The sequence below is a fragment of the Hymenobacter humi genome, assembly GCF_042665855.1.
Lineage (GTDB): Bacteria > Bacteroidota > Bacteroidia > Cytophagales > Hymenobacteraceae > Hymenobacter > Hymenobacter humi.
In genome coordinates, this window is sequence record NZ_JBHTEK010000001.1 from 665,957 (window position 1) to 679,257 (window position 13,301).

A 13,301-nucleotide genomic window follows, 5' to 3' on the forward strand; every position below is an offset into this window, starting at 1 on the left:
AAAGTACGACCAAACCCCTCCCCGCGCCGGCCGGCTTATCTTTGAGGACGGTCTTCCCTCCTGTTCCCTCCAATGCTTAAGCTACAAGAATTCTACCGCAAATACCGCCAGTACATCCTTTCCGATGGGCTGATGTACGCGGTATTTATACTAGCCCTGGCATTCATGTTCGTGTTTTTCGGGTAGCCCGTTTTCTGTCATCCTGAGCTTGCGAAGGACCTTATCACGCCTGCGCCGACTGAATTACGGCAAGTCGTTATGCGTGATAAGGTCCTTCGCTACGCTCAGGATGACAGATGAAGATGACAGGAGAGTTGTTTCTCTCTTACACCCCGTCGCCCCGCAGCTTGCGGAACCGCTTGCGGGCTTCGGCCACGTAAATGCTTCCGGGGTATTTGGTGATTACCTGGTTGTAGAGTTCCTGGGCCTTCGCCTTGTCCTTCACATCTTCCTCCTGAATCCGGGCCAGTAGAAATAGCGCGTCGTCGCTTAGCACGTCGTACTTGGGGTTGCCGGTGATGCGCTCCAGCGTGGCAATGGCGCCGGGAAAGTCGCCGGTGCGCCGCTGCAGCTGGGCCTTGAGGTAATAGGTGTCGTCGGAGAGGGAGTGGCCAGGGAATTTCTCCAGCAGCATATCCAGGCCGGCGATGGCCTCTTTCAGCTTGTTCTGAAACACGACGCTCCACCGCGGCGTAGGCCTTTAGCCCCAGGCCCAGCGTATCCTCCACGGTGTTGTCCTGAATGAGCAGCGAGAGCTGCATGGCGTCGTTGGCGATTTCGCGGGTAGTGGCCTCTTTCAGGATGTCCAGGTGGCTTTGCGCGAGCTTAAAGTCGCCGGCGTAGTAGCTCAAGCGGGCGTTGCGCAGCTTGGCCTCGTAGCCCAACGGCGAATCCTTGTGGGACTTTTCTACCTGCGAATAAAGCAGGGTAGCTTCCCAGGGTTCGCCTTTCAGCAAATACAAGTCGCCCAGCGTCACCTTGGCTTCGTCCACCACTTCGTTGCTGGCGCGGGGCATGTCGATGACTTCCTGCAGCAAGCGCATGGCCTTGGCCCGGTCGTTGAGCTGGAAAGCGTACAGGTTGGCCAGGTTGCGGAGCACGGGCGCCGTGTCGGGCGTGCGGCCCAGGCTCGGTGAGCAGGCTGCTCGTAATCGGTGACCAGGGCGCGCACTTTGGCCTCGTCTACTGGGTATGTTTCGCGCACCTGGGCCTCGCGGGCCTGCAGCAGCCGCTGGCGCGCCACGTTGCCGTAGGCACCGCCGCGGTATTCTTTGGCCACGTAGGCATAGCCGTCGATGGCGCTTTCGTAATCCTTGTTTTGCTGCGCGATGGCGGCCAGCTCCATTACCCGGGCGCCTTCGGTGCGGCCGCGCCGGTCCAGTGCCCGCGCCTGCACCAGCGCCCCCGTGAAGTCGCGCCGCTGCACCTGCAGCCAGAGCAGCAGCTCGCTGTACGCGCCCTGGTCCGGGTGCTCCTGGGTGGCGGTGAGCAGGAGTTTCTCCAGCGCATCGAAGTCTTTTTCTTCCCGCAGCGCGTTTTGCAGCATGTTGCGCACAAAGGGCAGGCTGCTTTTCATTCTGGGCTACCAGGCGCAGGGTTTCGGCCAGTACCTTGGGCTGGTTCTGCGTCTGGGTGTAGAGTTGGATGAGCTGCGGGGCGTATTCGGTGTCATTCTTGGCCAGGGCGCGGCCGCGTAGGTAGGTGCGCTCAGCCCACTCGGGCAGCTCGCGGCGGCTGAACTCGGCCGCTACTGGCTCCACCTGGGCCGGGGTGAGCTGGTTGAGCAATTTCTGCCATTGCTTTTCAGCGGCGGGCGCGTCGCCGGCTGCCTTGTACACGCCGCCCAGGGCCACGCCCATGGTGGCGTCTTCGGGGTGCAGCTTCACGGCTTTCTTGGCCAGCTTCTCGGCTTCCTTGTGGCGCTTCAAGGCCTGCAGCGAGGCCAGGTACACCGGAAATACCGAAGCGCTGGTTTGCTCGGCCGGCGAAAGCTTTTCGAACAGAAAGACCACCTTGTCGTGCTCGCCCCGCTGGGCGTAGTCGTTTGCCAGGGCCGCCCCGCTCACCGGAGCCCACGGTTTTGGGGTTGCTGCGCCTGCGCCGGCAGGGCCAGCAGCAACGCAGCAGCTACTACAAGGGAATGCGGACGCATAAGTTCAGGAGTCGTTTTAGGCGGAGATGGCAAAGCGGCCGCCCACCGCTTCCTGGCTTAACGCTGGAATTTGCGGCGTTCGTTCACCCCACAACCCGGCAGGATGGCCCACTTGTTTCCCACGCCCGGGCAAAGACGCTTAAAAACGAAAAAGGGCCGCTCCCGAAGGTACGGCCCTTTTCAAACTTGCGGATTGACGTCCTAGAAAAACTTCGTGCGGTTGTCTTTCACGTTGGCGTGGGCCTTGATGGCCTCGTAAATCTTGCCGTCCTGCTGCTGGGCACGCTGCTGCGCCGGCTGCTGCTTGGCCGCGTTCAGGGCAGCGGGCGACTCCTGCGGTGCGGCCACGCTCACGGGCTCAACGATGAGCACGCCTTGTTCGCCCTGGATGGGAGCCGACTTCTGACCGGGCTTCAAGGCAAAGGCCTTGCCCACTGCTACGGGCTCGAAGCCCACGTTGGGGAAGTTGCCCTGGCCCATGATAACATCGGGAGCCGTGCCAACCTGGGCCGTGGGGCCGAATTTGGCGGCCATTTCCTCCAGGGTGCCGGCTTTGGGCAGCTTGGCCATGATTTGCTTGGCTTTCTCTTCGTTGCGCACCAGCGCCGAAAGCTCGGGCTTCAGGTTGGCCACGGTGGCTGTGCCTTTGGCGCGCTCCTCGGTGAGGGCGGCAATTACGTACTGGTCGCCGATTTCGTACACTTCCGAGATGTCACCTACTTTGGTTTCGTCGCCGGTCTGGTTGAAGCCGAAGGCCCAACGCACCAGCTCCCGGGCGTTCTGCAGGTTGTTGACGCTGCGGGCGCTGCGGTCCAGGTTCTTGGCTTCCTGCTTGGCCAGGGTCTTGTCCTTGGTCACCAGCTTGCGGAAGCTTTCCAGGTCGGTGGCTTCGCCTTTCAGCTGCTGGGCCTTGGCGTAAGCGGCTTCGCGGGTGGCGTCGCTGGGGGTAATGCTCTTCTTCACTTCGGCCACCTGATAGGTTTGCTTGGTGGGAGCGGCCGTTACCTTAATCACGTGGTAACCGAACGAAGTTTCCACCACGTTGGGCAGCAGGCCGGGCGCCGTAGCGCCGAAAATGGCTTTCTCGAACTCGGGCACCATGCGGCCCTGGCCAAACCAGCCCAGGTCACCGCCCTGGTCCTTGGTGCCGTCGGTACCGAACTGGCGAGCCAGCGCGGCGAAATCGGCCCCGGCTTTAATCTTGTTGAGAATGTCCTGGGCTTTGGCTTTTGCGGCGGCTTTGGCTTCGGGCGTCGTGCCTTCGGGCTTGATGAGGATGTGGCTGGCGCGGGCGGCTGCCTGCTTGCCGGTGCTCACCCCCGTCACCTTATACAGGGAATAAGTGCCGTTCTCGGCGTAAGGGCCGTAAATCTTGCCTTGAGCCAGGGGCAGCTGCTTGCGCAGTTCCTCGGGCAGGTCGGCGGGGCTGCGGAGAGCTTTGGTGTAAGGCTGCTCCGAGTTCGCCATCACAAACAGCGAGTCGACCGGAGCCGTGGCAAACTGCTTGGCCAGGTCCGCAATCGAGGCTTTCACGGCGGCGCTGTCTTCTTTCGACGCCACTACCGGTACGGTGATGTACTCCACCGAGCGGGTGTCTTCCACTTTGTACTTGCCCTTGTTTTTGTCGAGGTAAGCCTGCAGCTGCGCATCGGTCACCTTCACGGCCGAATCGGAGATGGTGGCGTAGGGCACGAACAGGTACTTTACCGTGGCCTTGGTGTTCTGGAGCGCGTTGTAGCGCTTGGCTTCGGCCGTGGTCACGTACACCGAGTTTTTCAGCAGGGCGTTGTACTTGTTGGCGAGGCGCTCGGCGGGCAGGTTGGCTTCGAAGTTGTACCAGGCGGCCTGGTTTTCGGGGGCAGCTTGTCGAGGTTCTTGAGGTAGTCAATCAGGCGCGCCTTGTCGAACTGGCCGGTCTTCTGGTCGGTAAAGGCCTGCTTGATGCCGGGGTTGATGTTGTCGCCCTGCACCATGTCCACGAGTTCTTCGTCCGATACGGTCAGGCCCAACTTCTCCCACTCCGGCTTGAACGCCAGGCGGTAGATGGTCTGGTTCCAGGCCTGGTCGCGCAGGAAGCCCAGGGCTTGCTCGTCGGGCTGGCGCTGCTGCTGGGCCACGAAGGCCTGCTTGGCTTGCTCGAGGGCGTTGTTGTAGTCGTTCAGCTCAACTTTCTCGCCGGCTACCTCCCCTACCACCGTGTCGTTGCGGTTGAAGAGGCGGTTGTTGCCGCCCACCAGGTCGCCGCCCACAATGAAGAGCAGCATGCCCACCGCCACCAGACCTACTGCGACGCCTGATTTTTCTCGAATCGTGTTAATTAAAGCCATTTACTGTGTTGGTTGTCCGTTTTTAGTGGTCCGTTGTCATTTTCGGAAGCAGCAGGCCAGAAGCGCCTGACAACCGTAACCGGCAACAAACAACTGCTTTGCATGCTCAAAAGAGGCGCAAAATAACCAGAATTTGACCGGTAATCAAAGTTTTACCTGATTTAAAGTCCCCCATGGCGCCGGTTAAATCCACCAGCGGTGCGAAGGCTCAACCCTGGAGCCGCGGCCGGTGGAGCCAAGGACTGGGCCTAACGGCGTCTTTTGGTTGATTTGGCCGGGGTTTTGGCCCGGGCCTGCTTGGCCTGCCGGGCTTCTTCCTCGGCTACTTTCGCGGCCAGCCGCTCCTGCTGCCGCCAGTAGAGCAGCGGCATCCAGCAGACCATGGAAATCATGAAAATCCAGTAGTTCGCGGCCAGGTCGTTGAACAGAATGGTCTGGTACACGCCGATTACGAACGACACCACGCCCACGGAGAAGAGGACGGTGCGCAGGAGGGATTTATCGAAAGTCATGGGAATGATGGTTTGGTAGCAGTAACTCCGGCCGGCCCGCAGAAAGTGCCGGTGCAGCGAGCCTACTTGGCGGGGACTTGAGCAGTGGGGTCCGAGGTAGGGGCCGCAAAAACACCCTCCGGCCGGATGATGCTGTACCGCGAGAAGTTCTGGTTGGCCGTCAGCCCGTAGCCCGTCAGGTATTCGGTGGGCGTGGTGACTTTCACAAACATGGCCGAATCGGTGTAAATCAGCTGTTTGTTTTTGTTGAAAAACAGCTCTTCGGTGTCCATGCGCTGTTCCTGCGGCACGTTCACGACCTGCACCTTGCCGCGCATGATGTAGAGGTTCTGGGCCTTGTCTACCTTGCCGTACCTGGCCGTGAGCGTGTTCATCACCTTTTTCAGGCCATCGGCCGAATAAAACGTGACCGTCATGCCCTTGGGGTAGAGAATGTCGCCGTTTTCGAACTGCTGCTCGAGCGGGGCCGTCAACTCAAACTTGAGCTTGGCCGAGTCGCTCACTAGGGTCCGCACGTTGGTGGTTTCCATCAGCGGGCCGTCGTAGACCAGCCGCGGGCCGGTGGCCGCTTTTTTATCGCAGCCCGCCAAAGCCAGCAGCACCAACAAGGTCCCGCTTCCTGCTAGGTGCCTGAATCCGTACACGTCGTTGGGCTGAATGATGAGGGGTATTCCGTTGTAGCGAGTAAGGCGAGCCAGCGACGGTCAGCACAAGTTGAGCTGCATTCCAACGGCCGGCTCCGCGCAAGTAGCCGCTTATTGCAGACGGCGCTTGATAAACCAGCGGTTGTTGAGCGTCACGCCCAGTGGCCGCGGATGTAGCTTTCCTGCACGTTGCTGGTGCCGGTGGTGGCGTTCAGCACGTCGGTGTTGCCGCGCACGCCGTAGGTAAAGCCCAGGCTGAACGTAGTGGATTCCAGCGGCGTGGCGGTGGGCAGCGGAAAGGCAAAGCCCCAGGCGATGGCGCGGTCGTACAGCGTTTTGCCGCCGGGCTGGTAGGGCATCTGCGCAAAGTTCAGGCCGGCCCGGTAGGTCACGCGCTTGAAGTAATGGTCTACCGAACCCGGGTCGGGCGAAATCTCGCCGCCCACGCCCACGCGCAGCGTATTGCTCAGCGAGCCAGTGGTTTCCCCAAAGCCTTTGTACTTCGACCACTGCTGCTGCGAGGCGTCCAGGTTGATGCTCCAGTTCTTGTCGTTGTCGAAGCTGATACCGACCTGCGCCAAAGCCGGTACGGTGGTCTTGCCCCGGCCATCGCTCACGGACGTGGGCGCACCCACGAGGGAGCCGTTCACGTCTTCCTGCTCTTTGGTAACGGTCTGCTGGCCGTTCAGGTCGTGGCCGAAGCTGTAGACACCGGCCAGGTTCATGTTGAGCGTCTTGCCTACTTTCTGGCGATAGTGGGCACCGGCCCGGAAGGCAAAGTCCGAGTAGCGGGTGTGCTTGCGGTCCACCGACTTCACCAGCGGGTCGCTGCTGGTAGAAATCTGCACGGCCGTGCCGGTGGTCTCGTCAATCACCCCGAACAGGTAGGAAGCCGTAAGGCCCACCGTGAAGGCTTTCGTAAGGCGGAAACCCTGGCCGAAATAAGCCTCCGAAACGCCGCCCGTGCCCTTGTACTGCTTCAGCACCTGGGTCAGGACCGGCGTGCCGGCCACCTCCTGGATGCTGTTGGACTCGTAGTCCACGGCGCTCAGCGGCTTAAGGCCCACGGCCGCGCCCCACTTGCTGCTCAGGGGCACCGACATGGCTAAGTAGCCCAAGGTGCCGCTGCCGCTGCGGCTGGTAGAGTTGGCATTTTTCACGGTTTTGTACTGCCCGTTGTAGCCGGCTTCAAACGTGGTGCGGCCCGTGTAGTACAGCAAAGCCGGATTTATCTCGTTCACGTTGACGGCATTAGGCGCCGCCAGTCCAACGCCGCCCATGCCCATCTGGCGTACGCCGCCGGTGTTGGCGTTGAATTCTCCCAAGCCAATGCGCGAGTACGGCGAGTTGCCCAGGCCCTGCGCCTGTGCGCTCCCCGCTCCTACCGCCGCCACGCCCGCCAGCACCAAGCCCAAACGCACCATCTCTTTATTTGACAACATGATAAGCTAAAATCCGATTAAGGCCGAGCAGCACCAGGCTCAGGCACAACAAAGATACGAGCCGGGAGCCGGGCCGCCAGAAAAGCGGCATTGCCCCCGTGAGCAGCACACCTAAGCCAGGGTATCGCTCCTGATACTGGGCAATGAAGCCGTTGATTTCGGCCACCGAGCCGTTCACCACGCCGCTCAGCAGGCTTCCCGCAGTAGAGTCGCCGGTGAGCGGAATCGTTGCATCGGCCGCGGGCAGGCTCGAGTAGCGGCAGCCGCCCCGTGAAGGCGTGCAGCGCCCGGAACCGCATGCCCAGGCCCGGCCCGATGCTGCCGCCGTGGTAGGTGCCATCGGCCGTTACCAGGTCGCACTTCAGGGCCGTGCCCGCGTCTACGATGAGCGTGTTCTGCCCCGGCCGGAGTACGGCCGCCCCCACTGCCGCCGCCAGCCGGTCGGCGCCCAGCGTATGGGGCGTGGCATAAGCATTACGCAAGGGAATAGCCGTGGTAGCCGGCGAGAATGTCAGGATTTCGCCCGGTACCAGCTCCCGCAAATCCTCGGCCCGCAAAGCCGCATCCTCGGCCACCGAGGCCACGATAACGTGCTCCGGCTGCCACCGCTGCACCAGGCTCGCGTACTTCCGGGGCCGTGAGCCCGATAGCCATTTCCCGCAAAGTTGAGCCATCGAAGCAGCCAGCTTTCACCGCGGTATTACCAATGTCGAGCGCGAGAGTGTGCATTTATAAATTGAGCTACTACAAAACAGAACTTCTTGAAAACAGAACGTCATGCTGAGCTTGCCGAAGCATCTCTACCGCGAGAGTAAATAATTACTTCCCCGGTAGAGATGCTTCGGCAAGCTCAGCATGACGTTCTAATCTTAATCGGACTCAGAATTCCTGTTGAGCTGATTACAGGAAGTACTTCAGACGAATTACTTCCTGCTCGCTCAGGAAGCGCCACTTGCCGCGGGGCAGGTCCTTCTTGGTGAGGCCGGCGTACTGCACGCGGTCCAGGGCCACCACTTCGTAGCCGAGGTGCTCGAAGATGCGGCGCACAATGCGGTTGCGGCCGATGTGGATTTCGATGCCCACAAAGTGCGCGTTGCCGGCTACTACGGCCACGTCATCCACCACGGCTTTGCCGTCTTCCAGCTCCACGCCTTCGGCAATCTTGCGCAGGTCCTCTTCGGCCAGGGGCTGGCTCAACTCAACTTGGTAGATTTTCTTGTTTTTGTGCGAGGGGTGCGACAGTTTCTGGGCTACTTCGCCGTCGTTGGTGAAGAGCAGCAGGCCCGTGGTGTTCCGGTCGAGCCGGCCCACTGGGAAAATCCGCTCTTTCGAAGCGCTGGCCACTAGTTCCATCACCGTGCGGCGGCCTTCGGGGTCTTCCGTGGTCGTGATGAAGTCCTTGGGCTTGTTGAGCAGCACGTACACCGACTTCTCGCGGTTGAGGTTGGTCTTGCCGTACTGCACGGTGTCGGTGGGCTGCACTTTGTAGCCCATCTCGGTCACCACCTCGCCGTTCACCTTGATTTCGCCGGCGGCAATCAGCGCGTCGGCCTCGCGGCGCGAGCAGATGCCGGCGTTGGCGATGTAGCGGTTCAGGCGCAGGCTCGTCGGTGCCGAAGTCTTCGTCTTCATCCCGGCGGCGCTTGTTGCCGCGGGTTTTGTCGTTTTCGTAGTGCTTGAGGTTCTTGTAGTCGGGCGCCTCGCCGGGCCGCTCGCCGTAGCGGGGCTTGTCGGCACGGTTGTCCTGCACCACCGGGCGCGCGGCGCGGGGCTTGTCCACACTGGCGCCGTAGCCGGTACCCGAGCGACGCACGCTGCGCTCCTGCGCTTTCAGGGCCTCGCGGCGCTCGGCAAAGCTGCCGGGTGCGGGCGTCCACTTCTCGGTGCTGCGCTTCTCGTAGCCGCCGGGGCGTTCGCCCGTGCTGCGGCTGGCGCCGTAGGTGGCATTCTCCCGCTTGCCAAAGGCACCGGGCGTGAACTTCCGGCCGAATGCAGCCTCATCGCCTCGGCGGTCGGCATCGCTGCCGCCGGCAAAGTCACCCCGCGGGCCACGCTCCTCGCGGGCCTGCGGCGGGTTGGCTTCGAACGGACGCGCCGAACGGATGGGGCGGTTGGGCCCGCGCTCCTCGCTGCGCTGGAAATCTTCCGGCTCGCGGGGCGTGCTGCGGCCAAAGCTGCCGCCGCTGCGGGGGCGCTGGTTTCGCCCGGCTCGTTGGGGTTTTGCTTCTGGAACTTGCGGTTACGCTCACCGGGCAAGCCACGGGGCACGGCCTTCTCGCCTTCGCGGCGGTAGGGCTGGCCGTTCCAGTTCTCCTTGGGCTGATACTCGCGAATGGGACGCGCTGGGGCTGAATCACGCTGCTCGCCGCGGTCACTGCCGAAGCTGCCGCGCTCACTGCGCTCGGGGCGCGGCTCGGCGGTGCGGCCGTAGCTGGTGCCGGTGCGCTGCTCTTTGCCTAAGCGCGGACGCTCGCTGCGTTCGGGCCGGTCGCCGCCGGGGCGGAATCCGCCTTGTTCGCGCTGGCCGTATTCTTTGTTGCCGAAGCTCTTGCCGCCAAAGCTTTTGTTAAAGCCGCCTTCACTCTTGCTGCCACCACCGCCGTAGGTGCGCTTCTCGCCATCGCCAAAGCTCCGGCCGCCGCCAAAGGCGCCGTTGGAAGGACGGCCAAAGGCGCCGTTGGTAGCCGGACGCCCGAAAGCGCCATTCGTAGCCGGGCGGCCGTTCCCGGGCCGGGCCGAGGAGTAGCCACCGCGGTCGCCGCCACGGTCACGGTCGCCGCCGCGTCCTGCCGGACCACCGGCGTTCGAACGCTCGCTCTTGCCACTGCCGAAGCCACCCGGGCCGCCTGCGTTGCGGCCGCCGCGACGGTCCGCTTTATCTTCTGAAAAATGTTTCTTGCCCATGGGGTAAAAGTTGCTTGCCGTATCGCTACGGTATGAAAAAACGTGTTGGTCAGCGCTCCATTCCTGGCTGCCGACCTGCTAAAGCGTCCGGCTGCCGAAATGATTCACTTAAGGTAAAAGCAAAAGCCCGAACCTGCCAGCCGGCCGCCGTAGCGCCGGCCCACAGGTTCGGGCCTCGGGCCAAGATGCGAACTAGTCGCGGCGAGCCATTTTGGCTTCGATGGAGTGCTGGGTGTGGGGTACGGCCCGCAGGCGCTCCTTGGGAATGAGTTTGCCCGTGCCGATGCACACGCCGTAGGTACCGTTCTTGATGCGAACCTGGGCGTTTTCGAGCTGTTGGATGAACTTCATCTGGCGCGAAGCCAGGCTGGTTCATGCTTTCCTTCTCGGCCGTTTCGGCACCATCTTCCAGCACTTTGGCCGAAGAAGCAGTGGTGTCGGTGCCCGAGTCGTTGCTCCGGTTCAGGGTTTCCTTGATGAATGCCAACTCCTTGCGGGCCGCCGTCAGTTTTTCCTGAATAATCTGGTCGAACTCATTCAAGTCCTCCCGGGAATAGCGAATGTTGTCGTCGTTCATCGAAGGTGGTAAAAAGAAATATGGGAAAAGATTGTCTGGCTATCGCCAGGCAACGAACCGGCAACATGTCCATCTGCTAAATGGTTTGGGAGTCAGTGTACCTGTCGTTTCAAGCTAAGCCGTTGAATGCTTGATTTTGCGGGTTCAAAGTTACGTACTCCGGCGCGCTTTCCTTCCGCTTGCTAAAAACCTAACATTTGGATAGCAGCCACAGCGGCTTCCACGCCTTTATTGCCGTGCTTTCCGCCCGCCCGGTCCCAGGCCTGCTCCAGGGTATTCGTCGTCACCAGCCCAAAAATGACCGGCTTGTTGAACTTCAGGCCGACCTGGGTAATGCCCTGCGCCACGGCATGGCAGATGTAGTCGTCATGCTTGGTTTCGCCCTGAATCACCACGCCCAGGCAAATCACGGCGTCCATCTCGTCGTGTTGGGCTAAAAACTGGGCGCCCAGCGTCAGGCTCGAAGCTGCCGGGCACGGTGTTTCGGTAGATGTTCTCGGCGTTGGCGCCATGCTTTATCAAGGTGTCGTAAGCCCCGGCGCTCAGCACGTCGGTTATCTCGCGGTTCCAGTCGGCCACCACCAGCCCGAAGCGTTTCTCGCTGATGTCGATAAAATTGGTGGCGTCGTAGTCGCTCAGGTTTTGCAGGGAAGTAGCCATCGTTGGTCTGAAAACAATCATCCCCATCCTGCTTCCGTGCGGGATGGGGATGACGAGGAAAAGTTGGTTCTGCTTATTTGGTGCCTTCCAGCTTGGCCTTGAACTGGCGGGCTTCCGCTACTTCCTGGGCCGTGGGGAATTCGTTGATGATGCGGTCGTAGGCCTTCAGGGCGCCTTCATTGTCCTTGGCCAACTCGCGAGCCGTGCCTTCCTTGAGCAGATAGCCGGGCGAGAAGTATTCGTTGGCATTGTGGTCGGCGGCTTTGGCGTACAGGTCGGCGGCTTCCTTGGGCTTGTTGAGCTCAAGCTGAGCGTCGCCCATCAGCGCGTAGGCGCGGCTCTGCACCAGATAGTCGTCCGAGCTGAAGTCCTCGAGGTAGTCCAGCGCTTCCTTGAACTTGCCCTGCTTGAGAGCAGCCACGCCGGCGTAGAAGTTGGCCAGGTTGCCGGCTTTGGTGTTGCCGTACTCGTTGGCCACCGTGGTCAGGCCTGGCGCTTTGCCGTCGCCCTTCACGGCCTTGTTCAGCGAATCGGCTTCCCAGTGGTTCACGGCGCGGAACATGCTGGCCTGAGCTTTCTCGTTTTGGGTGTTGCGCCAGGTGTAGAATGCAAATGCACCCACCACGGCCAGCACCACTACGGCCAGCAGAGTCAGCAGCGCGTTGCGGTGGTTGCGCACGAAATTTTCGGACTCCACCAACCGGGCCGCCAGCGCGTCCGGGTCTTCCAGCAGCGGGTTTTCAGACGCGAGGTTTTCGGCGGGCGCCAGCGGGTCGGCCGAAACGTTCTGAGCGGGTTGCCCCTGACGGGCCTGCTGGCTTTTGCCAGTGTAAGGAATCTTCGACATACTTAAGAAGCTGTTAGCTGTTAGCTGCCAGCTGTTAGCTTTTTAATTGGGAAACAAAGGCTTGGTTTTACTCTGCAAAAGCTAACAGCTAATGGCCATGAGCTAACAGCTATTTCGAAGTTAGTCGTGAATGTAGGGGTAGTCGGCCTGCACGTACACGTCCTTGTAGAGTTCGTCGGGCGTGGGATAAGGCGAGGTTTCGGCAAAGTCTACCGATTCGGCCACCTGGCCCTTGATGCGTTCGTCGATGGCTTCGAGGTCCGCCTCGGTTGCCATGTTGTTCGTGAGCAAAGTGTGGCGCACGCTTTCGATGGCGTCGCGGTGGCGGTAGTCTTCCAGTTCTTCTTTGGTGCGGTACTTGGCGGGGTCGCTCATGGAGTGGCCCTTGTAGCGGTAGGTCTTGAACTCGAGCAGCGTGGGGCCGTCGCCGCTGCGGGCACGCTCGGCGGCGCGGGCCACAGCCTCGTGAACATCTTCCACGCGCATGCCGTTCACCGGCTCCGATGGCATGTCGTAGCTCAGGCCAATCTTGTAGAGGTCGGTCACGTTCGACGTCCGGGCTACCGAAGTACCCATGGCGTAGCCGTTGTTCTCAATCACGAAGATGACGGGCAGCTTCCACAGCATGGCCATGTTGAAGGCCTCGTGCAGCGCGCCCTGGCGCACGGCGCCGTCGCCCATGTAACAGATGCAGAGCTTGCCTGTCTTGTTGTACTTTTCGGCAAAGGCGATGCCGGCGCCCATGGGCACCTGGCCGCCCACGATGCCGTGGCCGCCCATGAACCCAACCGACTTGTCGAACATGTGCATGGAGCCGCCTTTGCCTTTCGAGCAACCGGTGGCTTTGGCAAACAACTCGGCCATGATGGCATTGGGCGACGTGCCCAGGGCCAGCGGGTGGGCGTGGTCGCGATAGGCGGTGATGTATTTGTCGCCGACTTCGAGTGCTGATACCGCCCCCGCTACGCAGGCCTCCTGGCCGATGTAGAGGTGGCAGAAACCTTTAATCTTTTGCTGGCCGTATAGCTGGCCGGCCTTGTCCTCAAACTTACGCATGAGCTGCATTTGCTCATACCAGCGCAGGTACGTTTCCTTCGGGAAGGAAGCCGTTGAGCGGCTTGTTTGGAGAGGTCGGTGCCGGAGGCGGCCATGGCGGGCGCATCGGTGCCAGGCATCACAGGGTCGGGCTGGCCGCTGGTAGATGCGGCTTTCCCTTTGGCCGGTGAGCCATTGGTT

The 13,301-nt window shown here is 61.4% G+C and carries 13 protein-coding genes and 2 pseudogenes; 1 reads left to right on the forward strand and 14 read right to left on the reverse strand.

What is annotated here, in order from left to right:
* Positions 1–325 precede the first annotated feature (325 nt).
* Positions 326–676 carry a tetratricopeptide repeat protein gene (locus ACFQT0_RS03735; protein ID WP_380200495.1) on the reverse strand — a complete coding sequence of 117 codons (351 nt, stop codon included), beginning with the start codon at positions 674–676 and terminating at the stop codon, positions 326–328.
* A 297-nt stretch (positions 677–973) separates the two neighbouring features.
* Positions 974–1,576, reverse strand: coding sequence for a tetratricopeptide repeat protein (locus tag ACFQT0_RS03740; RefSeq protein ID WP_380200497.1), 603 nt, complete (start codon positions 1,574–1,576; stop codon positions 974–976).
* Between the two features lie 125 nt (positions 1,577–1,701).
* Here ACFQT0_RS03740 and ACFQT0_RS03745 point away from each other — a divergent pair, with 125 nt between their 5' ends.
* Entirely contained in the window at positions 1,702–2,040 is a 339-nt protein-coding gene (locus ACFQT0_RS03745) for a hypothetical protein (protein WP_380200499.1), read from the forward strand.
* A gap of 313 nt (positions 2,041–2,353) precedes the next feature.
* Here the strand turns inward: ACFQT0_RS03745 and ACFQT0_RS03750 are convergent, their stop codons facing one another.
* The 12 genes and pseudogenes from ACFQT0_RS03750 to pdhA form a co-directional block, all read right to left on the reverse strand.
* Positions 2,354–3,919: a peptidylprolyl isomerase gene (locus ACFQT0_RS03750; RefSeq protein ID WP_380200501.1), complete on the reverse strand. Its 1,566-nt coding sequence runs from the start codon at positions 3,917–3,919 to the stop codon at positions 2,354–2,356.
* Between the two features lie 8 nt (positions 3,920–3,927).
* Entirely contained in the window at positions 3,928–4,428 is a 501-nt protein-coding gene (locus ACFQT0_RS03755) for a SurA N-terminal domain-containing protein (RefSeq protein ID WP_380200503.1), read from the reverse strand.
* Positions 4,429–4,727: 299 nt separating this feature from the next.
* Entirely contained in the window at positions 4,728–4,991 is a 264-nt protein-coding gene (locus ACFQT0_RS03760; protein WP_380200505.1) for a hypothetical protein, read from the reverse strand.
* A 62-nt stretch (positions 4,992–5,053) separates the two neighbouring features.
* Positions 5,054–5,635, reverse strand: a complete 582-nt coding sequence (gene lptC, locus ACFQT0_RS03765; RefSeq protein WP_380200507.1) for an LPS export ABC transporter periplasmic protein LptC — start codon at positions 5,633–5,635, stop codon at positions 5,054–5,056.
* A gap of 152 nt (positions 5,636–5,787) precedes the next feature.
* The gene (locus ACFQT0_RS03770; RefSeq protein ID WP_380200509.1) at positions 5,788–7,077 is read right to left on the reverse strand and encodes an OmpP1/FadL family transporter; all 1,290 of its coding nucleotides are present in this window, start codon (positions 7,075–7,077) and stop codon (positions 5,788–5,790) included.
* Between the two features lie 17 nt (positions 7,078–7,094).
* Entirely contained in the window at positions 7,095–7,691 is a 597-nt protein-coding gene (locus ACFQT0_RS03775; RefSeq protein ID WP_380200511.1) for a type III pantothenate kinase, read from the reverse strand.
* 286 nt (positions 7,692–7,977) lie between these two features.
* The gene (locus ACFQT0_RS03780; protein WP_380200513.1) at positions 7,978–8,709 is read right to left on the reverse strand and encodes a pseudouridine synthase; all 732 of its coding nucleotides are present in this window, start codon (positions 8,707–8,709) and stop codon (positions 7,978–7,980) included.
* Between the two features lie 198 nt (positions 8,710–8,907).
* On the reverse strand, positions 8,908–9,981 hold the full coding sequence (locus ACFQT0_RS03785) for a hypothetical protein (RefSeq protein ID WP_380200515.1): 1,074 nt from the start codon (positions 9,979–9,981) through the stop codon (positions 8,908–8,910).
* Between the two features lie 192 nt (positions 9,982–10,173).
* Positions 10,174–10,558 (reverse strand): annotated as a pseudogene (locus ACFQT0_RS03790) (TraR/DksA family transcriptional regulator).
* A gap of 182 nt (positions 10,559–10,740) precedes the next feature.
* Positions 10,741–11,218: pseudogene (gene ribH, locus ACFQT0_RS03795) on the reverse strand (6,7-dimethyl-8-ribityllumazine synthase).
* A 73-nt stretch (positions 11,219–11,291) separates the two neighbouring features.
* Positions 11,292–12,065, reverse strand: coding sequence for a tetratricopeptide repeat protein (locus ACFQT0_RS03800; protein ID WP_380200517.1), 774 nt, complete (start codon positions 12,063–12,065; stop codon positions 11,292–11,294).
* A 120-nt stretch (positions 12,066–12,185) separates the two neighbouring features.
* A complete protein-coding gene (pdhA, locus tag ACFQT0_RS03805; RefSeq protein WP_380205900.1) occupies positions 12,186–13,148 on the reverse strand; it encodes a pyruvate dehydrogenase (acetyl-transferring) E1 component subunit alpha in 963 nt (320 codons plus the stop codon).
* Positions 13,149–13,301 lie beyond the last annotated feature (153 nt).

Coding starts and splice junctions, on each gene's coding strand:
- ACFQT0_RS03740 (WP_380200497.1), bottom strand. CDS start 1,576: ATGAAAAGCAGCCTGCCCTTTGTGCGCAACATGCTGCAAAACGCGCTG.
- ACFQT0_RS03760 (WP_380200505.1), bottom strand. CDS start 4,991: ATGACTTTCGATAAATCCCTCCTGCGCACCGTCCTCTTCTCCGTGGGC.
- ACFQT0_RS03770 (WP_380200509.1), bottom strand. CDS start 7,077: ATGTTGTCAAATAAAGAGATGGTGCGTTTGGGCTTGGTGCTGGCGGGC.
- ACFQT0_RS03780 (WP_380200513.1), bottom strand. CDS start 8,709: ATGAAGACGAAGACTTCGGCACCGACGAGCCTGCGCCTGAACCGCTAC.
- ACFQT0_RS03785 (WP_380200515.1), bottom strand. CDS start 9,981: ATGGGCAAGAAACATTTTTCAGAAGATAAAGCGGACCGTCGCGGCGGC.
- ACFQT0_RS03800 (WP_380200517.1), bottom strand. CDS start 12,065: ATGTCGAAGATTCCTTACACTGGCAAAAGCCAGCAGGCCCGTCAGGGG.